Raw genomic sequence first — 22,659 nt, forward strand, 5'->3', positions numbered from 1 at the left:
ACGCGGCCACGCATGGCCGGACGGCCCGGATATACGCCGACGACAGGCCGATTGGACGACTCGTCATTCTCACGTACAGTTGATAAAATAGATACATTCTGTAGATACGTGAAGGTGGAGCGATGGATACTGCAAAGCTCTTCAAGCATGGCGGCTCGCAGGCTGTCCGGCTACCGAAGGATTTCCGCTTCGATACGGCCGAGGTCCGCATCCGCCGCCACGGGGCGGCCGTCATTCTCGAGCCGATGCCGCAAGACTGGGCTTGGCTGGCACCGCTGATCGGTCCGGTGGACGCCGATTTCGAGGCTGCCGCGACCACGCAGCCGTCCGGTCAGGAGCGCTCGGGTCTGGACGTGTTCGAATGAAGTTCCTGCTGGATACCGACGCGGTGATCGCCATTCTCAAAGGCGAGCCGGCGATACTGGCCCGTTTGCATGCCTGGCGGCCGGCCGATTTCGGGATCCCCGCGATCGTCGCGCACGAGCTCTATTACGGCGCGTACAAGAGCCAGCGAGCGGCTGCGAACGTCGCGCGTGTCAACGCGCTGCAGTTCGAGGTCGTATCGTTCGACACCGAGGATGCACAGCATGCGGGTGAAATTCGTGCGCACCTGATCGCGGCCGGCACGCCGATCGGTCCATACGATGCATTGATCGCAGGGCAGGCGCGTGCGCGGCACCTGGTGCTGGTCACGCACAACGTCCGCGAATTCGAGCGCGTTCCGCGGCTGCAATTCGAAGACTGGCTCGCCGAGCCGAGCGAAGGCTGAACGGTCGATCGTGCGGGGTCGACATTAACGAACCAGCCAGGCGAATACTGCAACGATTATAAAAAATACCAAAACAAACCGGCCCGCCGATAATGCGCAAACGTTTTGCCGGCATTCAATAAAACGGATTTGGCGAGGCATGAATAAAACAATGAATATCCGCTATTCCTGTGCTTCGTCGAACGCCGCATCCTTACCGGGTATGGTGGCCCAAAGTTAACGGCAAGCCGACAAAAAACTTTAGGCTTTTCCCCGCGCAATTATCCATTTCATTTTCCTCAATGACCGATTGATTTTCGGTCATCGGACAGTCATACACCATCCCCGATAATTCGGCGCTCACATTCTTTCAATAGACCAAAGGGCGATCGAACCCGGATCGCTGCGGGGAGCTGTACTCATGACCATCCGTCATCGCATTACGCTGCTAGTCGTCCTGACGTTCTTCGCGCTGTCCGCGATCGGCATCTACGCCGTGTACCAGACGCGCAAGAGCGCATCCGAGGTGCGTCAGGTCACCCAGGGAATCGTGCCGAGCGCGCTCGCATCGGCGGATCTCGTCGCCGATGTGAAGAACATCCAGATCGCGACGATGACGCTCGTCTACGCGCCCGACGCGAACACCGCCGCCCAGGCGCGCGACGAGCTGAAGGCGAAGCAGGCCGCGCTGCGCGCCGCACTCGACGCGCAGGCGAAATCGGCGGTCGGCCAAGCGCAGGTCGGGCTCGTCGCGCAGGCGAAGGACAGCGCCGCGAACTATTTCGCGGCGATCGCCGACACCGTGAAGATGAAGACGGACGGCAAGGCCGAGATGGCGCAGGCCTACCTGTTCGCGAACGTCGCGCAGTATCGCGACGAACTCGAAAGCATCGTCGACACGCTGCGCGTCGAGAAGAACCGCCAGAAGGACGACGCGATCGGCGCGCTGAACGGGATGCTCGCGACCACGGCGACCGCGATCGCGGGCGTCGCCGGCACGGTGATCGTGCTGCTGACCGCGCTCGGCTTCGTGCTGTATCGCCAGATCACGCGCCCGCTGATCGGGATGCAGACGGCGATGAGCGAGATCGCGACGAGCCAGGATTTCACGCGCCGCGTGCCGGTGGGCCGGATGGACGAGATCGGCCATTCGATCGTCGCGTTCAACGGGATGATCGAGAAGATCCAGGAGAACGCTGCGCAGCTGAAGCAGAAGACGGCCGACATCCAGGCGATGCTGCAGAACATGCAGCAGGGCATCCTGACCGTCGTCGAGGGCGGCGTCGTGCACGCGGAGTATTCGGCGTATCTCGAAACCATCTTCGAGACGAACGACATCGCCGGCCGCGACCTGATGGCGCTCGTGTTCGACGATTCGGCGATCGGCGCCGACGCGCGCTCGCAGGTCGACGCGGCCGTGCATGCGTGCCTCGGCGAGGACAGCATGAACTTCGGGTTCAACGAACACCTGCTCGTCAACGAAGTCGCGAAGCGGATGCCGGACGGCCGCGAGAAGTGGCTCGACCTGAGCTGGTCGGCGATCACGGACGAGACCGACACGGTGGTGCGCCTGATGCTGTGCGTGCGCGACGTGACCGAGATCCGCGAGCTGACCGCGCAGGCCGGCGAACAGCAGCGCCGCCTCGAGATGATCGGCGAGATTCTGTCGATCAGCCAGGACAAGTTCCACGACTTCGTGCACAGCGCGAAGGGCTTCCTCAGCGAGAACGAGCGGATGATTCGCCAGCACGAGCGCGTCGATCATTCGATCGTCGCGGCGCTGTTCCGCAACATGCATACGATCAAGGGCAATGCGCGCACGTACAGCCTCCAGCATCTGACGAACATCGTCCACGAAGCGGAGCAGGCGTACGAGTCGCTGCGCCGCGCGGACAGCGGCCCCGAGTGGAACCGCGACGCGCTGATGGAGGATCTGGCGCGCGTACGCGAGGCCGTCGACCACTACGCGACGATCAACGCGGTCACGCTCGGCCGTAGCGGCGAGCCGGCGCCGAACGGCGCCGATTTCCTGATGGTCGAGCGCGCACACATCAGCGAGAGCCTGCGGGTGCTCGACGGCGCCGATCCGGCGAACGCGTCCGACTGGCACGCGGCGCGCGATGCGGTGCGCCGCATGTTGAGCCAGCTCGGCACGCAAGGGATCGGCGACGCGCTCGGCGGCGTGATCGAATCGCTGCCGTCGCTCGCGGCCGAGCTCGGCAAGCCGGCGCCCGTCGTGCATATCGACAGCCACAGCCAGCGCGTGCGCAGCGAGATCGTCGCGACGCTGAAGAACGTGTTCATGCACCTGCTGCGCAATGCGATCGACCACGGGATCGAGTCATCCGACGCGCGGCGCGCGGCCGGCAAGCCGGCATCCGGCACGATCGACATCGCGGTCGGCGTGGGCGGCGGCGAACTGTGGTTCGTGCTCGCCGACGACGGCCGCGGCCTCGCGCTCGACCGGATTCGCGGCATCGCGCGCGAGCGCGGCTGGATCGATGCCGGCAACGAGGCGGCGTTGTCCGACGAGGACGTCGCCGAGCTGATCTTCCGGCCGGGCTTCTCGACCGCGCAGACGGTGACCGAAGTATCGGGGCGCGGCGTCGGCATGGACGCGGTGCGCAACTTCCTGAAGCGCGACGGCGGCGATATCGCGCTGCGCTTCACCGACGATCGCGTCGGTGCGCCGTATCGCGCATTCGAGACGATCGTGTCGCTGCCGGCACGCTTCGCGGCGGACGGCGCCGCGCCCGGCACGGGGCACGCGCAGCGCGCACGCGTCGCGGATATCGACGCAGCGGAGTGACGGCGTGATCGTGCAGGCGTGGATGACTCAGATGGCCGCTGCGCTGGCGGGCGGCGTGGTCGTCGCGATGGCGGCGGCGATCGTGTTTCGTGCGATGCGCAAACGGCTCGTCGCGACGCTGGCGCGCGAGGCCGACGCGTTGCGCGACGCGCTCGACGCAGCCGCCGCACGCGCAGATGAAGCGGCGTCCGCGCATGCGGAAGCGGCCGACGCATGGGCGCGACGCGAGGCGCAGCTCGGGGAGGCGCTGACGCGCGAGATCTCGGCGAACGGCGCGCAGCGCGACGCGTTGCAGGCGCTGTCGGCCGACCGTGCGGCGCTCGCGCAGCACGCGATGAAGATCGCCGACGAAGCCGCGCGCCTGCGCGGGCTGGCCGGCACGTTCGAGCGCTGGCACGAGCAGATGATCTCGCTGACCACGCAGAACCAGGACATGCGCGCGAAGAACCTGGAGCTGTCGGCGATCGTTGCGCACGTGTCGATCGTGTCGCTGAACGCGTCGATCGAGGCGGCGCGCGCGGGCGCGGCCGGGCGCGGTTTCTCGATCGTCGCGAGCGAGGTGCGCGGGCTGGCCGCGCGCTCGCAGCAACTGTCGAACAGCTATCGCGACAGCCTGAACCGCAACGATCTCGTGACGGCCGCGACGTTCCAGGACATCCAGGGCGGCGGCAAGATGATCACGGCCGCGCTCGCGACCGTCGAGACGCTGGCCGGGCAACTGCATGCGCGGATCGAAGGAGAGGCCGCGTGATCAGCGCGCAGGCGACGGCGGGTTTCGAGCGGATCTTCTTCGATGCCGCGCGCACGCGGCTCGCGGCCGGCGGCGCGTGCGACATCCGGCCGGCCGCCGGTCACGACCCCGACGCGCCCGATCGGGGGCACGCGAAGTCGCGATCGAAGCCGAAGGTGCCCGAGCATGTGGTCGTGCTGACGATCTCGGCGCTGCATTTCCGCCTGCTGCTCGCGCTGCGCTTCAGCGACGACGACGCGACGCGCCGCCATTTCGCCGGTACGACGGCGGGCACGAACAGCCAGCGGCTGCTGACCGACGCGTTCATGGAAGTCGCGAACCTGTGTTGCGGCGCGATCAACCAGGCGCTGACCGCGCCGTTTCCCGATCTCGGGATGTCGACGCCTTACCTGCTGAGCGGCGCGAGCATCGACTACATGCACGCGCTCGCACCCGACTACGTGGCCGCGTACGACCTGACGCTCGACGGCGACGTGCGGGTCGGCGCGACGCTGTGCGTGTGCGCGAACGCGCCGGTCGATTTCCACGTGCCGGAAACGGCCGCGGTGGACACCGGCGGCGAGCTCGAACTGTTCTGACCGACGACCCTCAGGAATCGATGAGATGACCGAAGACCAACCCGTCAGCAAGGTGCTCGTGCTCGATGACAGCCGCGTGCACGCCGATGCGATCAAGCGTTTCTGCGACGCGCACAACCTGGTCGGCCTGACCGTGCGGCGCAGCCGGCTGCTGAAGGTGCTGCGCTCGAACATCGATCTCGGCGCGATCCTGCTGGCCGAGGATTACGGCGGCTCGCCGGCCGAGAGCGCGATCATCGCGACGCAGATCGACGCGCTGCGCCCGGAGCTGCCGATCATCCTGCGCCGCGAATCGCTGGCGTCGCGCGACGGGCTGCCCGATGCGCTCGCGCGGGTCGCGTGCGCGGCCTACGTCGCCGACGACATGACGCCGCTCGAGCGCGCGATCGACGAATACCTGTTCGGCCGCGACTACCCGAACGCGCTGGTGCGCGGCATCTCGGAGATCACCGAGGCGCGCATCGACAGCCTGTTCCCGGGCATGACGATCGAGCACGACACGCCGTGCATCGTGCGCGACCAGATCATCTTCGGCGAGGTGTTCAGCCTGATCGCGCTCGAAAGCGCATGGTGCCGCGGCTACATGCTGCTGCAGACGAGCGAGCAGCCGCTGCTCGACATGCTCGGCGGCACGCGCGACGGCGACGGCGGTCGCGCGCCGGATTTCCGCGACGTGAACAGCGTGCTCGGCGAGCTGACCAACCTCGTGTGGGGCGCGTTCAAGAACCGCTATCTCGGCGACGCCGAGGCGCTGGCGCGCCATCCGGTGCAGGTGCCGCTCGTCGTCAATCACAAGCAGAAGTTCATCTCGTTCGGCGGCGACTGTCCGCAGCTCTGTTTCAAGTACCGGATGACCGATCCGGCATCGGGGCGTTCGGTCCGTCTCGACCAGCGTTTCGTGTTCAGCCTGAGCTGGTCGCCGGAGGATTTCCGCGAATCGGTGCAGGACGTCGGGCCGATGGTCGAGGCGGGCGAACTCGAACTGTTTTGAATGTTGAAGTCAGCAACGACGAAAGGGGAATACGACATGGCAAAGATTCTGGTGGTCGACGATTCGGGCACGGTCCGCGACGAAGTGGCAGGCTTCCTGCGCAATCACGGGCTCGACGTCGCGACGGCCGTCGACGGCAAGGACGGGCTCGCGAAACTCAAGGCGACGCCCGGCGTGCGTCTCGTGATCAGCGACGTGAACATGCCGAACATGGACGGCCTGACGATGGTCGAGAAGATTCGCGGCGAACTGGCGAACACGGCGGTCAACGTCGTGATGCTGACGACCGAAAGCAGCCCGGCGATGAAGGAGCGCGGCAAGGCCGCCGGCGTGAAGGGCTGGATCGTGAAGCCGTTCAAGGGCGATGCGGTGCTCGACGCGCTGAAGAAGCTCGCGGGCTGACGCGCGCGGCCGGCGAGCCGCTTGCGTACGCAATTTACAGCGTGCCGGGATGTCCGTATCCTGCCGGATGCCGAGGGCGGCGTGGCGGCGCATCATGCGCCGCATGCCCGGCATTGACGAACATCAGGAGCGGAACGAAGCAGATGGCATCCGAAATCGGGCGACCCGCTGCGCAGCACATCGAGTGGCGGATCGCGAAGGGCATCGTTTTTACCATCGTGGGCACGTGCATGCTGATCGGCACTGCGTTGTACGCGCAGTCGACACGCGAATTCCTGCGAACCTCGGTCGTCGTACCGGGGCGCGTGGTCAAGCTGAACGCAGGCCCGCATCATCCGGAGATCACGTTCACGACGCTCGCGGGCGAGCAGGTCGACTATGCGCAAGGCGGCGAAGTCAGCGTCGAGGACGGCGCGACGGTCGAAGTGCGCTACGCGCCGGACGCGCCGAGGACGACCGCGCGGATGAACACGTTCGGCGCGATCTGGGGCACCGTGCTGACCATCGGCGCGATGGGTATGGTTTTTTTCGCCGTCGGCGTCGGTCAGGTGTGGTCGGGCGTGCGTGCCTCGCGCAGCGGGAGAACCCCCTCGGTGCGCTGACGCGGAAGCCTGAAACCCGCGTTATCGGGCGGCGGTCGTCGCGCTCGCCGCCGTCGCGAATTCGTCGACGACGGCTTCGATCACCGCCTGCACGCGTGCGGTCTTGTAGAGATCGGCATGGGCGACGAGCCACACGTCGAAATGATTGCACCGCTGCGGCATGAGTCGCACCAGATCCGGCTCGGTGTCGGCGCGGAAGCACGGCAGCTCCGCAATGCCGAGCCCGGCCAGCGCGGCTTCCACCAGCATCATCGTCGACGAGGTCTGGAACATCACGCGGCCGCGTGAAGTCGGTTCACCGCACAGCGCGTCCCACATCGTCGGCACCACCGGTTGCTGATACATCACCAGATCGTGTCCGTCGAACGCGCTGCCCGCGACCGGTTCGCCCCGTTCGGCCAGATAGCGGCGCGATGCGTAGATGCCCGTTTCGAGATGCCCGAGCCGCCTGACGATCAGGTCCGGCGATTCCGGCCGCAACGTGCGAATCGCGAGATCCGCTTCGCGGCGCGTGAGGTTGGTGATTTGCGCCGACGTCACGCACACGACGTCGATGCCGGCATGCCTGCGCCGCAAGTTGGCGATCGTGGGCACGACGAAACGCTTGCCGAGCGTGTCGGTCGTGGCGATGCGCACGGACCCGGCCAGTTGCTCGTCGAGCCCCATCACGCGGCGTTCGATCGTCAGCGATGCGCGTTCCATCGTTTCGGCCGGTTCGAGCAGCGCTTCGCCGGCGGTCGTCAGCACATAGAGGGACGGCGTGCGCAGAAACAGCCGGGCCGACAGTTCGTCCTCGAGCGCGGCGATCCGGCGCCCGACCGTTGCCTGATCGACGTTCAGCTGCGCCGCGGCGCCGCGCAGCGTGCCGGTGCGCGCCAGCGCGAGGAAGAAGCGGGCGTTGTCCCAGTTCATACGGATCGATTGTGTCATCGGGCAAGCGGCGGCGGACGGGAATCGGTGATGCAGATCTGCATCATGCCAATGCGAAATTATCACTTTTCCGCATCGCGCGCCGGGTCCTAGACTCCGGGCATCTGCCTGGAGGTGTCATGTCCGATTGCCATTCCGTTTCCGTCCCCGTTTCCACCGTTCCGCTGGCCGCGCCGAGCCGCCCGACGGCGCGCGAGCAGCGCCTGACGCTGGCGCTCGTCGCGGTCGGCATGTTCATGGCGGTGCTCGATTCGACGATCGTCAACGTGGCGCTGCCGGCAATGCGCACGAGCCTCGGCGCGACGGTCGCGGAACTCGCGTGGATCGTCGACGCGTATACGCTCAGCTTCGCCGCGCTGATCCTCGCGGGTGGCGCGCTGTCCGACCGGTTCGGCGCGAAGCGCGTGTATCTCGCCGGGCTGGCGCTGTTCGTCGGTGCATCGGCGGCGTGCGGCGTCGCGTCGTCGGTGGCGCTCCTCGTGGCCGCGCGTTTCGCGCAGGGCATGGGCGCCGCGCTGTTCTTGCCCGCGTCGCTCGCGATCGTGCGCAGCACCTTCGACGTGCCGGCCGAGCGGGCGCGGGCGATCGCGGTGTGGGCCGGCATCGCGTCGGTCGCGGTCGCCGTGGGGCCGGTGCTGGGCGGCATCCTCGTCGACGATTTCGGCTGGCGCAGCGCGTTCCTGATCAACGTGCCGACCGGTGCCGTCGCCTTTGCCGGCGCGGCGGCGCTGGTTCAGGCAGCGGCCGCGCGGGAGGTGCGCCAGTTCGACTGGGCCGGCCAGTGCGTCGGTGCGGCGGCGCTCGGCGCGCTGTGTTTCGCTGTGATCGAATTGCCCACGCGCGGCGCCGGCGCCACCGAGGTCCGGTGCGCGCTGCTGATCGCCGTGCTCGCGGCCGTCGTGCTGGTCGCCGTCGAGCGGCGTGCCCGCCATCCGATGGTGCCGCTCGCGTGGTTTCGCAATCGCGTGTTCGTCGCGATGAACCTGATGGGCAGTCTCGTCTATGTCGGCTACTTCGGGCTGTTGTTCGTGCTGAGCCTGTACCTGCACGGGCGCTTCGGCATGAGCGCGCGGCAGATCGGGATGACGTTGTTGCCGTTCGCGCTGAGCCTGTCGCTCGGCAACCTGCTGTCGGGAAAGCTGCACGGCCGGGTTCGCCCCGTCACGCTGATGGCGAACGGCCTCGCGATGGCGGCGCTGGCCGTTCCGGCGATCGCGCTTGCGCTCGCGCTGCATGCGCCGTGGCCGGTGGTCTGGACGGCCATGGTCGCATTCGGCACCGGAACCGCGCTGTCGGTGGCGCCGATGATCGCGACGGTGCTCGAACAGGTGCCTGCCGACGCGGCGGGCGTGGCATCCGGGTTCCTCAACGCGGCGCGTCAGGCCGGCAGCCTGCTCGGCGTGGCCGTCGCAGGCGCCGCGACGATCCTGTTGCCGGATCCGACCGATGCGCTGTGGGCGGTCGCGGCGCTCGGGGGTGTCGCCTACGCGATTGCCGCGCTGGCGGCGAGGGCTGCCGGCCGTGCGGAAGCCGCGCAACGGGGGCGTTGACGCTCGCGCGGCATCGCCCCCGTTGCGCCGTGGCCTGCAGGCCGCCACGCACGCGCATGCGGCGGCGCGGCTGGACGCCGTGCGGAATGTGGAGGACCATTTCCTCGACATGCCGCGAGCGGGCGGGCGCGATGGACGCTCGTTCGCCTCGCCGCGAAACCTGCCGAACCCCGTCGAGCGGAACACCATGGAACCCATTCACGAGACTGCCGAGCCGATCCTGTTGCGCGACGCGCACGACGGCGTCGTCACGCTGCGCCTGAATCGCCCGCAGCAGTTCAACGCGTTGTCCGAAGCGATGCTCGCGGCCCTGCACGATGCGTTCGACACGCTGGCGGCCGATCCGCACGTGCGCTGCGTCGTGCTGGCCGCCGAAGGCAAGGCGTTCTGCGCCGGGCACGACTTGCGACAGATGCGCGGCAAGCCCGAACTCGACTACTACCGCACGCTGTTCGCGCAGTGCAGCCGCGTGATGCTCGCGATGCGCGCGTTGCCGGTGCCGGTGATCGCGCGCGTGCGCGGCATCGCGACGGCGGCCGGCTGCCAGCTCGTCGCCGCGTGCGACCTCGCGATCGCGGCCGATACCGCGCGCTTCGCGGTATCGGGCATCAACGTCGGGCTGTTCTGCTCGACGCCCGCCGTCGCGTTGAGCCGCAACGTCGCGGCCAAGCGCGCGTTCGACATGCTGATGACCGGGCGCTTCGTCGATGCGGCGACGGCCGCCGCGTGGGGGCTCGTCAACGAAGCCGTGCCCGAGGACGCGCTCGATGCGGCCGTCGCGCGCAAGGTCGCGGAGATCGTCGCGAAGAGCCCGGCCGCGGTGCGTTATGGCAAGCAGATGTTCTATCGTCAGCACGAGTTGCCGCTCGACGAAGCTTATGCGTATGCGGGCGACGTGATGGCGCGCAACATGATGGAAGAGGATGCGGGCGAAGGGATCGACGCGTTCCTCGAGAAGCGGAAGCCGACGTGGCGTTCGTGATGCGTTGACGGAGGCGGGCGGGGAGCGCTTCGTCTCTCGTCGTTGTGTGCAACGCGCAACGACGTACCGCATCGTCGCTGGTGCGCGTCGGCGGGTCGCCATAAACGCAGACGGGCCGCCCAAGGCAGCCCGCAGGTAAGTCGCACGGCATGCGCGGCGACGCGGTTGCGCACCGCCGCACCGCCGCAGCGACGCCGGTCAGCGCCCGTAGCTGCCCGTCCGCAGCGCCGGCTGCACGCTCGCCGCGCCGGGCGGCACGATCACGACCGGCACGCGGCGCGCGAGCGCGCACATCAGCTCGTAGCCGATCGTGCCGCTGGCTTCCGCGACATCGTCCACCTTCACCAGGTCGCCCCACAGCTCGACGCGCGAGCCGATGCCCGCGTTCGGGCACGGCGTCAGGTCGACGGTCAGCATGTCCATCGACACGCGGCCGACGACGCGCGTCATCACGCCGTCCACCGCGATCGGCGTGCCGGTGGGCGCGTGGCGCGGATAGCCGTCCGCGTAGCCGCATGCGACCACGCCGATCCGCATCGGCCGGTCGGCCGTGAAGCGGCGGCCGTAGCCGACCGTTTCGTCGGGCGCGAGCGTCTGCACGCCGATGATCTTGCTGGTCAGCGTCATCGCGGCCATCAGCGGCGTGTCGGCGATATCCCGCGCCGCGCCGGTCGGCGACGCGCCGTACAGGATCGTGCCGGGCCGCACCCAGTCGCGGTGCGCGCGCGGATGCCACAGCACGGCCGCCGAATTCGACACCGAGCGCTCGCCCGGAATCCCGGCCGTGGTCGCGTCGAACTGGTCGAGTTGCCAGTCGACCTCGCCTTCGTCGGCGTTCGCGAAATGCATCATCAGCGTGATCCTGCCGATCGACGGCGCACTCGCCGCGCGTTCCCACGCGGCGCGGAACGCGGCCGGCCGGTAGCCGAGCCGGTTCATCCCGGAATTCATCTTGAGCTGGATGTCGATCGGCTGCCGCGGCTTCGCGGCGATCAGCAGCTCGAGCTGTTCGTCGCAGTGCACGGCGACCGTCAGCCGGTGGTGATCGGCCAGCTCGACGTCGGCCGGCTCGAAGACGCCTTCGAGCAGCAGCACGGGCTTGTCCCAGCCGAGTTCGCGCACGCGCACGGCTTCGTCGAGATCGAGCAGCGCGATGCCGTCGGCGGCCGCGAGGCCGGGGTAGATCCGTTCGATGCCGTGGCCGTACGCGTTGGCCTTGACCACGGCCCACACGCGCGATTGCGCGGCGGTGCGGCGGATGAAGTCGAGGTTGTGGCGGACGGCGTCGGGGCGGATATGGGCGACGATGGGACGGGGCATGGCAAGGGCTCGGGTCGGATGTCGTTCGGCGCACGGCGGCGCGGAGGGAAACGGCCGGCTGGCGCGATGGCGCGTCAAGCCAGTGTCGAGCGCTATCTTATTGGTGTTCGACCAGTTTTAATTAACGTATTTATCGACGATTTGGTGGAAATTTTGGTGTCGTCGCGGCCTGGGCGCCTTCCCCGGCGGCCTGCGCGGCCGAGTCTCCCGTCTAGAAAACCGGTGCGCGAACGGCACGGCGCAATGCTAAGCTCTCGGCGATCTTGTCATTGATCAATGTAATCATAACGGAGGAGACTTTGATGACGACGTCCCAGCTGTGCCTGTTCATCGTGGCGCTGTTGCCGTTCCCGATGACGTTTCTCGCCAAGGCCCGCAAGGGTTACGACAACCGCGCGCCGCGCGATTACCTGGCGAAGCTCGAAGGCTGGCGTGCCCGCGCGCAGGCCGCCCATCAGAATTCGTGGGAAGCGCTCGCGCTGTTCACGGCCGCGCTGGTGGTGGCATGGCACAACGGCGCGAACGTGCATCGCGTCGACCAGCTCGCGATGGCGTTCGTCGCGATCCGCATCGTCTATGCGCTGATGTACCTGCTGAACTGGGCGTCGCTGCGTTCGCTCGTGTGGTTCGGCGGAATGGCGTGCATCGTCGCGCTGTTCTTCGCCACGCCGTAAGCGGCCCGCGGGCCACCCGAGGGCGGCTTGGCATGCCGGCTCTCGTCAGGCGCCGCCCGCGCCCCGTGCGTGACTGTCATTGGATGCGGGCGCAACCTTCTTCGAGACGAACGGCGGCGCGTCCGCTTCGCTGCGCAGGAACGCGATCAACGGATCGAGCAGCCGATGCCGCGTCGACGGATGGCGGCGCAACACGAAGCGCCATGACGCATCGCGCGAGAGGCCCGGCACCAGCGGCACCAGACGCCCGCTGCGCAGTTCGGGCTCGATCAGCGGCACGCGGCCGAGCGCGATGCCCGCGCCGCCCACGGCCGCGCCGATCACCTGGCTGAAACTGCTGTAACGGACGATCTTCGTGTCGAAGTCGTCCGGCAAGCCGAAATGCACCGCCCAGTTGCGCCAGTCGATCTCGGGGCTGTCCTCGTGCATCTCCTGCAGCAGCCGCGAGCGGCAGACGTACCCCGATGCGTACGGAAACAGCTCGGGGCTGCAGACCGGAAACACGGTTTCCCGCATCAGCACGTCGTCGTCGGCGCGCAGCCGGTGCGCGGGCACGTGCACGATCGCGAGGTCGACGCCGCTGCGCGCGAAATCCGGCTCGTCGTCGAGCACGACCGCATGCAGCGGGGTGTCGGGATGAAGCGACGAGAATTCCGCCAGCCGGCGTGCGAGCCACATCGACGAAAACGGCGCGTTGGCGGATACGGTGAGCCGTTGCGCGGTGCCGCGAATCTCGGCGCACGCGTCGGTGAGACGCGACAGCGCATCGCTGACGGCCGGCAGCAGGCGCGTACCGGCCGGCGTGAGACTGATGCCGCCGAGCCCCGTGCTGCGTTCGAGCAGCCTTGCACCCAGCGATTCCTCGAGCGAACGGATCTGGTGGCTGACCGCGCTGGTCGACACGTTCAGCTCGACCGCCGCGCGCGCGAACCCGCCGAGGCGGACGGCCGCCTCGAAAGCTCGCAGTGCGCTGAGGGGAGGAAGGTGCGACATGCGGGGTATTGTAGTTGACTCAACACCCGTTGAAAAATCATCTTTTGCCGCGTGCGGGCGGCGCGGGTAGCCTCGATCCGGTCAAGAAAAACGCAACGAAACACCGACTGGAGGCTTCATGTATTTCGACCGACGACTATGGGCAATGATGGCGGGATTGCGCTGGCGGGTGGCGGCGGCCGTCGCGCTCGGGCTGCTCGCGATGGGTGTCGGTATCCTCCGCTTCGTATTCCTCGGCCGCGTGCTGGCGCTGGTTTTTTCCGGCGCGCCGGCGCGCGGCATCGGCGAAGCCGTCGTTGCAACGGCGGCCTGCGTGCTGCTGCGTGCATGGCTCGATCATCGCCGCACGGTGCTTGCGCAGCACACGGCCGGCCGCGTGCAGGCCACGCTGCGCGCGCGGCTGTTCGACCGGATCGCCGCGCTCGGCCCCGCATGGTTCAGCGGCGAACGCACGGGCGGCGTGATGCTGGCCGTCGTCGACGGCGTCGAGCAGTTGCAGACCTTCTTCGGCGTCTACCTGCCGCAGCTCGCGATCGCCGCGTGCGCGCCGCTGATGATCTTCGCGGTGCTCGCGTGGTGGGACGTGCCGACGGCCGCGGTCCTGCTGGTCGCGGCGCTCGTTACGCTCGCGCTGCCGCAGCTCGTGCATCGCGCCGACAAGCGCGCGGCGCTCGCCCGTTCGGCCGCGTTCAAGGCGTTCGGCGAGGAGTTTCTCGACGCGGTGCAGGGCCTGCCGACGCTGAAGGCGTTCGGGCAGAGCACCGCGTTCGGCGCGAAGCTGGCCGCGAAGGCGCGCGCGCTGTCGGACAGCACGTTCTGGGTGCTCGCGCTCGGGCTGCTGACGCGGCTCTTCACGGATCTCGGCACCGGCCTCGGCGCGGCCGCGGCGATCGCGGTGGGCGCGTGGCGCGTGCGGCACGGCGACATGAGCCTCGAAGCGCTGCTGATCGTGCTGATGGCCGGCAGCGAGATCTTCCGGCCGCTGCGCGACCTGCGCGCGGTGCTGCATCAGGGGATGATCGGCCAGTCGGCGGCGAATGCGATCCATGCGCTGCTCGACGCGGGCAGCCATGCCCCTTCCGTCGACGCACCGCGCGTACCCGGCCTGCGGCCGGAGATCGCGTTCGATCGCGTCAGCTTCGCGTACCCGGGGCGCCGCGCGGATGCCCATGCGGCGTTGAGCTTCACCGTGCGCGAGGGTGAGACGGTCGCGATCGTCGGGCCGAGCGGGGCCGGCAAGTCGACCATCGTGCGCCTGCTGCTGCGCCAGCACGACGCGCAGGGCGGCGCGGTCCGGATCGGCGGCCACGACGTGCGCACGCTCGATGCCGACCAGGTGCGCGAGATGATCGCGGTCGTCGCGCAGGATGCGACGCTGTTCGACGGCAGCGTCGCCGACAACCTGCGGCTCGGTCGCCCGGACGCGAGCGACGCGGACATGATCGCCGCCGCGCGCGCGGCCAATGCGCACGACTTCATCTCGGCGCTGCCCGACGGCTACGCGACGCGTATCGGCGAACGCGGGCTCATGCTGTCGGGCGGCCAGCGCCAGCGCATCGCGATCGCCCGCGCGCTGCTGCGCGATGCGCCGATCCTGTTGCTCGACGAGGCGCTGTCGTCGGTCGATGCGGAAAACGAAGCGCTGATCCAGCAGGCGCTCGACCGGCTCACGCGCGGGCGCACGACGCTCGTGCTCGCGCACCGGCTGTCCAGCGTGATCGGCGCCGATCGCATCCTGGTGCTCGACCAGGGGCAGGTGGTCGACGAAGGGACGCATGCGGCGCTGATCGCGCGCGACGGCCCGTATCGCCGGCTGATGGGGCCGCAACTGGAAGCGGTCGCCGAGTCCGTCGGCGCGACGGCGGCGGCGGGCACGACCGCCCGCGCGTCGTCGGGCCCGCAGGTGCGGCCGCTGAACGACGACGCGGCGACGATCGGCTGGCCGGAAACGTTGCAGACCCTGCTGCGCTTCGTGCGTCCGTGGAAGGGCAAGGTGGTGCTGACCGTGCTGTTCGGGATCGGCCGCGTGCTCGCGTTCATCGGCGTCGGCGTGCTCGGCGCGCGGGTGGTCGGCGCGGTGCCGAGCGGTCACGTCGGCACGGGGCTGGTGACCGCGCTGCTCGTGATCGCGCCGGTCGCGGCCGTGCTGCACTGGCTCGAATCGTGGCTCGCGCACGACATGGCGTACCGGCTGCTCGCGGAAATGCGCATCGCGCTGTTCGCGACGCTCGAACGGCTCGCGCCGGCCGGGCTGCTAAGCCGCCGTTCCGGCGATCTCGTGTCGCTCGCGACGCAGGACGTCGAGACCGTCGAATATTTCTATGCGCATACGCTGGCGCCCGCGTTCGTCGCGGTGCTCGTGCCGGCCGGCGTGCTGGTGCTGCTCGCGTCGGTCGCATGGCCGCTCGCGCTCGTGCTGCTGCCGTTCCTGCTGTGGGCCGGGCTCGCGCCCGTGCTGGCCCGGCGCGACGTCGACCGGCTCGGCACCGGCGCGCGCGACGCGCTCGGCCAACTCGGCGCGCATCTGACCGAAACGATCCAGGGCCTCGCGGAACTGACCGCGTTCCAGGCGATCGCGCGCCGGCGCGCGGCATTCGTGGCCGAAGTCGACGCGTATCGCCGGCAGCGCGCGAAGCTGCTCGACGATCTGTCGACGCAAAGCGCCGCGCTGGAAGTCGCGAGCGGGCTCGGCGGGCTGGCGGTCGCGGCGCTCGGCGCGTGGTTGTGCGCACGCGGCGGGTTCCCGCGCGAGTCGTTGCCGCTGCTGGTGCTGGTCGCGGTGGCCGCGTTCATGCCGGTGGCCGAAATCGGCCAGGTCGCGCGCCAGCTTGCCGACACGATCGCGTCGACGCGCCGCTTGCGCGCGCTGGAGAAGGAACCCGTGACGGTGACCGACGGCGCGCATGCGATGCCCGGCAATCCGGCGGTGCGGTTCGACGCGGCGTCGTTCACGTATCCGGGGCGCAGCGTGCCCGCGCTCGACCGCGTGAGCTTCGAGGTGCCGCCCGGCAGCACGGTCGCGCTGGTCGGCGCGTCGGGCGCCGGCAAGTCGACCGTCGCGAGCCTGCTGCTGCGTTTCTGGGACCCGCAGCAGGGCCGCGTGACGCTCGGCGGCGTCGATCTGCGCGATCTGAGGCTCGACGACCTGCGCCAGCACATCGCGCTCGTCGCGCAGGACACCTATCTGTTCAACGACACGCTCGAGGCGAACATCCGGCTCGCCGCGAACGACGCGTCGGATGAGGACGTGCAGCGCGCGATCGACCACGCGGCGCTCGGCGATTTCGTCGCGCGACTGCCGGACGGGCTCGCGACGCGCGTCGGCGAGCGCGGCGTGCAGTTGTCGGGCGGCCAGCGCCAGCGTGTGGCGATCGCGCGCGCGTTCCTGAAGGATGCGCCGGTGCTGATCCTCGACGAGGCGACGTCGCACCTGGACACGATCAGCGAGCAGCAGATCCGCGCGGCGCTGGAGGACCTGATGACGCAGCGCACGTCGATCATCATCGCGCACCGCCTGTCGACCGTGCGCAATGCCGACCTGATCCTCGTGATGGAGCAGGGCGCCGTGATCGAGGCCGGGCGTCACGCGGAACTGATCGCGCGGCAGGGCGCGTATGCGCGGCTCGTGTCGCATCAGGCGAGCGGAGTCGCGGCGTGAGCGGGGCGGTATCGGTGCGCCGTCGTTCGGCGATGCCGCGCGAATTCCGCAATCTGCGTTGAGCCGCGCCGGCGGTTGCCGGCCTGGCGCCCACGGTCGTCCCGCCGAGGCGGCTGGTTGAATCGCCGGCCGTCCGCGCAAACCGATGTGCGGGCGGCGATGGCGCGGTCGTCATCCTGCCGCACGCGTTGCGCTGGACGGCCGTCGTGCCGGCCCGCGCCAGCCGCTGCAACCTTCCCTTCAGCCCTCTGCCTTGAGCCCGCCTGCACGCCCGCCCCTTGCATGTCGCCCCCCGCCGCCGCTTTCCTCCGATCTATCCGCGCCGCGCGCCGCGGGTTTGCCTCGATGCATTTATTTGTTGCGGACTTTTTTGTTGTCGTAGTATCGCCATTGACAACACTTGTTGCACTAAGGTCTAATTCAACATCGCATGTTGCGGTGCGGCTTGATGTCGTCGTTCCCCGGCCAGCCGGCCGGTTACATCGCTCAACCATGCGGAGAAATGCCATGAGTCGCCGTTCCTTCCTGAAAGCCGTCGCGGTTGCTGCCGCGCTCGGCGCCAGCCTCGCGCACGCGGACACCAAGACGCTCGTCGTCGGGACCGATACGTCGTTCATGCCGTTCGAGTTCAAGCAGGGCGACAAGTACGTCGGCTTCGATCTCGACCTGTGGGCCGAGATCGCGAAGGACCAGGGCTGGAAATATACGATCCAGCCGATGGATTTCGCGGGCCTGATTCCGGCGCTGCAGACGCAGAACATCGACGTCGCGCTGTCGGGGATGACCATCAAGGAAGAGCGCAAGAAGGCGATCGACTTCTCCGCGCCGTACTACGACAGCGGGCTCGCCGCGATGGTGCAAGCCGGCAATACGTCGATCAAGTCGATCGACGAGCTGAACGGCAAGGTGATCGCCGCGAAGACGGGCACCGCGACGATCGACTGGATCAAGGCGCACCTGAAGCCGAAGGAGGTCCGTCAGTTCCCGAACATCGACCAGGCCTATCTCGCGCTGGAAGCCGGCCGCGTCGACGCGGCGATGCACGATACGCCGAACGTGCTGTTCTTCGTGAACAACGAAGGCAAGGGCAAGGTGCAGGTCGCGGGCCAGCCGGTCAGCGGCGACAAGTACGGGATCGGCTTCCCGAAGGGCAGTGCGCTCGTGCCGAAGGTCAATGCGTCGCTCGTGAAGATCAAGGCCGACGGCCGCTACGCGCAGATCTACAAGAAGTGGTTCGGCGCCGAGCCGCCGAAGATGTGAGCGTGACCAGGCGCCATGGCGCGGCCGGGCGGCCGCGCCGGTCTTGAATCGAACGGGGAGCGACAAGTGAATTTCGATTGGTCGGCGATCTGGGCGGCGTTGCCGGACCTGATGGACGGGGTCCGGTTGACGGTGTTCATCGCATTACTGGGGCTGGTGGGCGGTTTCATCGTCGGGATGATCGCGGGCATGTTCCGCGCATACGGACCGAAGGCGATGAACGTGCTCGCACAGGTCTATATTGAATTGATCCGCGGCACGCCGATCGTCGTGCAGGTGATGTTCCTGTATTTCGCGCTGCCGCTGCTCGCGCATATCCGCGTCGACGGCCTGACGGCCGCGATCATCGCGATCACGGTGAATTCCGGCGCGTATCTCGCGGAAGTGGTGCGCGGCGCGCTGCTGTCGATCCCGAAGGGGCTGACGGAGGCGGGGCTCGCGATGGGCCTGTCGATGCCGCGCGTGCTGCTGAAGATCGTCGGGCCGCTGGCGTTCCGGCGGCTGATTCCGCCGCTCGGCAACCAGTGCATCGTGAGCCTGAAGGACACGTCGCTGTTCATCGTGATCGGCGTCGGCGAACTGACGCGCAAGGGGCAGGAAATCATCGCGGGCAATTTCCAGGCGGTCGAGATCTGGAGTGCGGTGGCCGTCATCTATCTGATACTGACCGGCGCGATGACGCTGACGCTGCGGATCGTCGAGAAGAGGATGCGTATCTTATGAGCATGATCGAATTCCAGAACGTGTCGAAGAGCTTCGGCCACGTGCCGGTGCTGAAGAACATCGACCTGAAGATCGACGCGGGCGAGGTGGTCGTCGTGGTCGGCCCGTCGGGCTCGGGCAAGTCGACGATGCTGCGCTGTATCAACGCGCTCGAGAAGATCACCGGCGGCGAGCTGCTGGTCGACGGCCAGAGCGTGCGCGGCAACGCGACGACGATCCGCAACATCCGGCTCGAAGCCGGCATGGTGTTCCAGCAGTTCAACCTGTTCCCGCAGATGACCGCGCTCGAGAACGTGATGTTCGGGCCGATCCAGGTGCGCGGCGCGTCGCGCGCCGACGCGCGCGACCAGGCGATGGCGCTGCTCGACAAGGTCGGCCTCGAATCGCGCGCGAATCATTACCCGTCGGAGCTGTCGGGCGGCCAGCAGCAGCGCGTCGCGATCGCGCGGGCGCTCGCGATCCGGCCGCGGTTGATGCTGTTCGACGAGCCGACCTCGGCGCTCGATCCGGAGCTGCGCCACGAAGTGCTGAAAGTGATGCAGGATCTCGCGACCGAAGGGATGACGATGATCGTCGTCACGCACGAGATCGGCTTCGCGAAGCGGGTCGGCACGCGGCTGCTGTTCATGGATCAGGGCGGCATTGCCGAGGACGGCCATCCGGTCGACCTGATCGACCGGCCGCCGACGCCGCGCCTGAAGGAATTCCTGAAACACGTATCCTGAACGGAACCGAACCCGCCGACATGCCGCTTTCCCTTTCTCCCGTCATCGCCGGCACGCCGTTCGACATCGGCGTGCGCCTGGGTGAGCTTGCCCGCCCGGTATTCGACGCGTACATGCAGCAGAGCAGCGCATGGCAGGCCGTGCGCCGCTGGCGCGGCGATCCGTTCGTCGCGGTGCTGCGGCAGGCCGCGCTTGCCGCGTATCCCGATCTCGTCGCGGAGCTCGACGGGATCGCGGCGGGCATCGGCTGGCCGGCCGAGGACATCTTCCTGTGGAACTGCCGTGGCGAGCTGATCCACAACGCGCCGGACGGCTGCACGACGCTCGCCGCGCGCGCTGCGAACGGCACGCGCTGGATCGCGCACAACGAGGACGGCGATCCGTACCTGCGCGAGCGCTGCCTGCTCGTCGACGTGCAGCCGGCGGGCAAGCCGGGTTTCATCAGTTTCTACTACCCGGGATCGCTGCCGGGCCATACCTTTGCCGCGAACCGCGCGGGTATCGCGCAGGCGATCAACAACCTGCGAATCCGCACGCCGGCGCCGGGCGTGCCGCGCATGATCCTCGCGCGCGCCGTGCTCGACGCGACGTCGCTCGATGCGGCCGCCGACGTGCTGCGATCGCATGGGCGCGCGAGCGGTTTTCATCACACGCTCGGGGCGACCGGCGATGCGCGCGTGCTGAGCATCGAGGCGAGCGTCGCGCGCTGCTCGGTCGTCGACGTCGCGCACCTCAGTGGGCACGCGAATCATCTCGTGCATGCCGGCTGCGATGCGGAAGCACAGATCGTCACGCAGTCGTCGGCCGACCGCCAGCGCCGCGTCGATACGCTGACGCCCGGCATCGACACGATCGACGCCGCCGCGCTGCTGCGCGTGCTCGGCGATCGCGCGCCGGAAGGGCTGCCGATCTATCGTGACGATCCGGCCGATCCCGACGACGAGAACACGCTGGCGACCGCGGTGTTCGAGATTCATGACACCGCGATCGACTTCACCGCTCATCAACACGGCACGCAGCGCTTCGCGACGCGCATCGTGCCGTCCGGACGCGCACACCGCGCATCCTGATCCATGAGGCCACGCATGACGACCGTTTTCCATCGCGCCCCGCGCGCCACCTTGCCCGTTGCCGTCGCAGGCGACGGCATCGAGATCATCGATTCGACCGGCAAACGCTATATCGACGCGTGCGGCGGCGCGGCCGTATCGTGTCTCGGCCACAGCAACCAGCGCGTGATCGACGCGATCAAGCGACAGGCGCAGCAATTGCCTTACGCGCATACGTCGTTCTTCACGACGGAAGTGGCCGAGGCACTGGCCGACCGGCTCGTCGACGCCGCGCCGGCCGGGCTCGACCACGTGTATTTCGTATCGGGCGGCTCCGAGGCGATCGAAGCCGCGCTGAAGCTCGCGCGCCAGTATTTCGTCGAGAAGGGCGAGCCGCAGCGCCGTCATTTCATCGCCCGGCGCCAGAGCTATCACGGCAACACGCTCGGCGCGCTCGCGATCGGCGGCAACGCCTGGCGGCGCGAGCCGTTCCTGCCGCTGCTGATCGAAGCGCACCACGTGAGCCCGTGCTATGCGTACCGCGACCAGCAGGCGGGCGAAACCGACGAAGCGTACGCGCAGCGCCTCGCGGACGAGCTCGAACGGAAGATCGTCGAGCTCGGCGCGGAAAACGTCGCGGCGTTCGTCGCGGAAACGGTAGTGGGCGCGACGGCCGGCGCGGTGCCGCCGGTGCGCACGTACCTGAAGAAGATCCGCGCGGTGTGCGACAAGTACGGCGTGCTGCTGATCCTCGACGAGATCATGTCGGGGATGGGGCGCACGGGCTACCTGTATGCATGCGACGAAGACGACGTCGCGCCCGATCTGCTGACGATCGCGAAAGGGCTCGGCGCGGGCTACCAGCCGATCGGGGCGACGCTGGTGAGCGACCGCATCTATCGAACGATCGTCGACGGCTCGGGCTTCTTCCAGCACGGCCACACCTACCTCGGCCACGCGACCGCCTGCGCGGCCGCGCTCGAAGTGCAGCGCGTGATCGCCGAAGACAAGCTGCTCGACAACGTGAAGGCGCGCGGCGAACAACTGCGTGCGTCGTTGCGCGAGCATTACGGCACGCATCCGCATGTCGGCGACGTGCGCGGCCGCGGGCTGTTCGTCGGCGTCGAACTCGTGCGCGATCGCGACACCAAGGCGACCTTCGACCCCGCGTTGAAGCTGCATGCGGCGGTCAAGCGCGAAGCGATGCAGAGAGGGTTGATGGTGTATCCGATGGGTGGCACGATCGACGGCGTGCACGGTGATCACATCCTGATTGCGCCGCCGTTTGTGTGCACCGCGCAGCAGATCGACACGATCGTCGAGCGGCTGTCCGGCGCGGTCGGCGCGGCGCTCGCGTCGGCCGGCGCATGAACCCCGATCTCACCGAATCCTCGCCATGACAGACAGACTGCCACCCTTCGATCCCGCATCGGCCACCGACGAACAGAAGGCCGTGCTCGCCGACATTCTCAGCGGCCCGCGCGGCAACCTGAACGGGCCGTTCCTCGGCTGGATCGCGAGCCCCGAGCTGGCCCAGCACGCGCAGAAGCTCGGCGCGTTCTGCCGCTATCGCACCGGGCTACCGCTGCGCCTGTCGGAGCTCGCGATTCTCGTGACGGCCGCGCGCTGGCGCTCGCAGGCCGAGTGGCACATCCATCATCCGATCGCGCTCGAGGCCGGCGTGCCGGCCGCGACGGCCGACGCGATCCGCCGCGGCGTCGCGCCCGCATTCGAATCGGACGACGATGCGCTGATCCATGCGTTCGCCACCGAGCTGTACGACACGCGCCGCGTGAGCGATGCGACGTTCGCGCGTGCACAGGCGCGCTTCGGCCACGAGACCGTCGTGAATCTCGTCGCGCTGCTCGGCTATTACGCGCTCGTGGCGATGACGCTCAACACGTTCGATATGCG

21 protein-coding genes are annotated in these 22,659 nt (G+C 68.3%); 18 read left to right on the top strand and 3 right to left on the bottom strand.

The window, feature by feature from the left end:
- Positions 1 to 122: 122 nt before the first annotated feature.
- The 8 genes from H3O04_RS12820 to H3O04_RS12855 all read left to right on the top strand — a co-directional run bounded on the left by H3O04_RS12820 (position 123) and on the right by H3O04_RS12855 (position 6,881).
- Positions 123 to 365 carry an antitoxin gene (locus H3O04_RS12820; RefSeq protein ID WP_069230948.1) on the top strand — a complete coding sequence of 81 codons (243 nt, stop codon included), beginning with the start codon at positions 123 to 125 and terminating at the stop codon, positions 363 to 365.
- Positions 362 to 769 carry a type II toxin-antitoxin system VapC family toxin gene (locus H3O04_RS12825; RefSeq protein ID WP_202587824.1) on the top strand — a complete coding sequence of 136 codons (408 nt, stop codon included), beginning with the start codon at positions 362 to 364 and terminating at the stop codon, positions 767 to 769. Before H3O04_RS12820 ends, H3O04_RS12825 begins: the two co-directional genes overlap by 4 nt.
- Positions 770 to 1,169: 400 nt before the next feature.
- Positions 1,170 to 3,557, top strand: a complete 2,388-nt coding sequence (locus H3O04_RS12830; RefSeq protein WP_202587825.1) for an MCP four helix bundle domain-containing protein — start codon at positions 1,170 to 1,172, stop codon at positions 3,555 to 3,557.
- Positions 3,558 to 3,579: 22 nt separating this feature from the next.
- The gene (locus tag H3O04_RS12835; RefSeq protein WP_202587826.1) at positions 3,580 to 4,308 is read left to right on the top strand and encodes a methyl-accepting chemotaxis protein; all 729 of its coding nucleotides are present in this window, start codon (positions 3,580 to 3,582) and stop codon (positions 4,306 to 4,308) included.
- Positions 4,305 to 4,886: a hypothetical protein gene (locus H3O04_RS12840; RefSeq protein ID WP_202587827.1), complete on the top strand. Its 582-nt coding sequence runs from the start codon at positions 4,305 to 4,307 to the stop codon at positions 4,884 to 4,886. The genes H3O04_RS12835 and H3O04_RS12840 overlap by 4 nt, the downstream gene beginning before the upstream one ends.
- Positions 4,887 to 4,911: 25 nt before the next feature.
- On the top strand, positions 4,912 to 5,877 hold the full coding sequence (locus H3O04_RS12845; protein ID WP_043887651.1) for a chemotaxis protein CheX: 966 nt from the start codon (positions 4,912 to 4,914) through the stop codon (positions 5,875 to 5,877).
- A 36-nt stretch (positions 5,878 to 5,913) separates the two neighbouring features.
- Positions 5,914 to 6,279, top strand: a complete 366-nt coding sequence (locus tag H3O04_RS12850) for a response regulator (RefSeq protein WP_006486240.1) — start codon at positions 5,914 to 5,916, stop codon at positions 6,277 to 6,279.
- 143 nt (positions 6,280 to 6,422) lie between these two features.
- Complete coding sequence (locus tag H3O04_RS12855) at positions 6,423 to 6,881, top strand: DUF3592 domain-containing protein (protein ID WP_202587828.1); 459 nt, start codon at positions 6,423 to 6,425, stop codon at positions 6,879 to 6,881.
- A gap of 21 nt (positions 6,882 to 6,902) precedes the next feature.
- Here H3O04_RS12855 and H3O04_RS12860 read toward each other — a convergent pair whose 3' ends face one another.
- Positions 6,903 to 7,793 (bottom strand): LysR family transcriptional regulator, encoded by an 891-nt coding sequence (locus H3O04_RS12860; protein ID WP_202587829.1) that lies wholly within the window; start codon positions 7,791 to 7,793, stop codon positions 6,903 to 6,905.
- Positions 7,794 to 7,930: 137 nt separating this feature from the next.
- Here H3O04_RS12860 and H3O04_RS12865 point away from each other — a divergent pair, with 137 nt between their 5' ends.
- Together H3O04_RS12865 and H3O04_RS12870 are read left to right on the top strand one after the other, a co-directional pair.
- Positions 7,931 to 9,361, top strand: coding sequence for an MFS transporter (locus tag H3O04_RS12865; protein WP_202587830.1), 1,431 nt, complete (start codon positions 7,931 to 7,933; stop codon positions 9,359 to 9,361).
- Between the two features lie 187 nt (positions 9,362 to 9,548).
- The gene (locus tag H3O04_RS12870; protein ID WP_202587831.1) at positions 9,549 to 10,343 is read left to right on the top strand and encodes an enoyl-CoA hydratase; all 795 of its coding nucleotides are present in this window, start codon (positions 9,549 to 9,551) and stop codon (positions 10,341 to 10,343) included.
- 198 nt (positions 10,344 to 10,541) lie between these two features.
- Here the strand turns inward: H3O04_RS12870 and alr are convergent, their stop codons facing one another.
- Positions 10,542 to 11,663 carry an alanine racemase gene (alr, locus tag H3O04_RS12875; protein ID WP_202587832.1) on the bottom strand — a complete coding sequence of 374 codons (1,122 nt, stop codon included), beginning with the start codon at positions 11,661 to 11,663 and terminating at the stop codon, positions 10,542 to 10,544.
- A 302-nt stretch (positions 11,664 to 11,965) separates the two neighbouring features.
- Between alr and H3O04_RS12880 the strand changes: the two genes are divergently transcribed.
- Positions 11,966 to 12,337: an MAPEG family protein gene (locus H3O04_RS12880; RefSeq protein WP_023476519.1), complete on the top strand. Its 372-nt coding sequence runs from the start codon at positions 11,966 to 11,968 to the stop codon at positions 12,335 to 12,337.
- A 45-nt stretch (positions 12,338 to 12,382) separates the two neighbouring features.
- On the opposite strand, the gene H3O04_RS12885 is transcribed toward H3O04_RS12880, so the two are convergent.
- Positions 12,383 to 13,330 (bottom strand): LysR family transcriptional regulator, encoded by a 948-nt coding sequence (locus tag H3O04_RS12885; protein WP_027805305.1) that lies wholly within the window; start codon positions 13,328 to 13,330, stop codon positions 12,383 to 12,385.
- 118 nt (positions 13,331 to 13,448) lie between these two features.
- Here H3O04_RS12885 and H3O04_RS12890 point away from each other — a divergent pair, with 118 nt between their 5' ends.
- The 7 genes from H3O04_RS12890 to H3O04_RS12920 all read left to right on the top strand — a co-directional run.
- The gene (locus H3O04_RS12890; protein WP_202587833.1) at positions 13,449 to 16,988 is read left to right on the top strand and encodes an ABC transporter ATP-binding protein/permease; all 3,540 of its coding nucleotides are present in this window, start codon (positions 13,449 to 13,451) and stop codon (positions 16,986 to 16,988) included.
- A gap of 507 nt (positions 16,989 to 17,495) precedes the next feature.
- On the top strand, positions 17,496 to 18,248 hold the full coding sequence (gene glnH, locus H3O04_RS12895) for a glutamine ABC transporter substrate-binding protein GlnH (protein ID WP_202587834.1): 753 nt from the start codon (positions 17,496 to 17,498) through the stop codon (positions 18,246 to 18,248).
- A 15-nt stretch (positions 18,249 to 18,263) separates the two neighbouring features.
- On the top strand, positions 18,264 to 18,971 hold the full coding sequence (gene glnP / locus H3O04_RS12900; RefSeq protein ID WP_185714663.1) for a glutamine ABC transporter permease GlnP: 708 nt from the start codon (positions 18,264 to 18,266) through the stop codon (positions 18,969 to 18,971).
- On the top strand, positions 18,968 to 19,696 hold the full coding sequence (glnQ, locus tag H3O04_RS12905; RefSeq protein WP_006486238.1) for a glutamine ABC transporter ATP-binding protein GlnQ: 729 nt from the start codon (positions 18,968 to 18,970) through the stop codon (positions 19,694 to 19,696). The genes glnP and glnQ overlap by 4 nt, the downstream gene beginning before the upstream one ends.
- Positions 19,697 to 19,716: 20 nt before the next feature.
- Complete coding sequence (locus H3O04_RS12910; RefSeq protein WP_202587835.1) at positions 19,717 to 20,766, top strand: C45 family autoproteolytic acyltransferase/hydolase; 1,050 nt, start codon at positions 19,717 to 19,719, stop codon at positions 20,764 to 20,766.
- 15 nt (positions 20,767 to 20,781) lie between these two features.
- Positions 20,782 to 22,116, top strand: coding sequence for an aspartate aminotransferase family protein (locus H3O04_RS12915; RefSeq protein WP_023476516.1), 1,335 nt, complete (start codon positions 20,782 to 20,784; stop codon positions 22,114 to 22,116).
- A 25-nt stretch (positions 22,117 to 22,141) separates the two neighbouring features.
- Positions 22,142 to 22,659 (top strand): carboxymuconolactone decarboxylase family protein (locus H3O04_RS12920; RefSeq protein WP_202587836.1); only part of this gene is annotated, 518 nt, incomplete at its 3' end.

Source organism: Burkholderia sp. KCJ3K979 (genome assembly GCF_016759955.1).
Classification (GTDB): domain Bacteria; phylum Pseudomonadota; class Gammaproteobacteria; order Burkholderiales; family Burkholderiaceae; genus Burkholderia; species Burkholderia orbicola.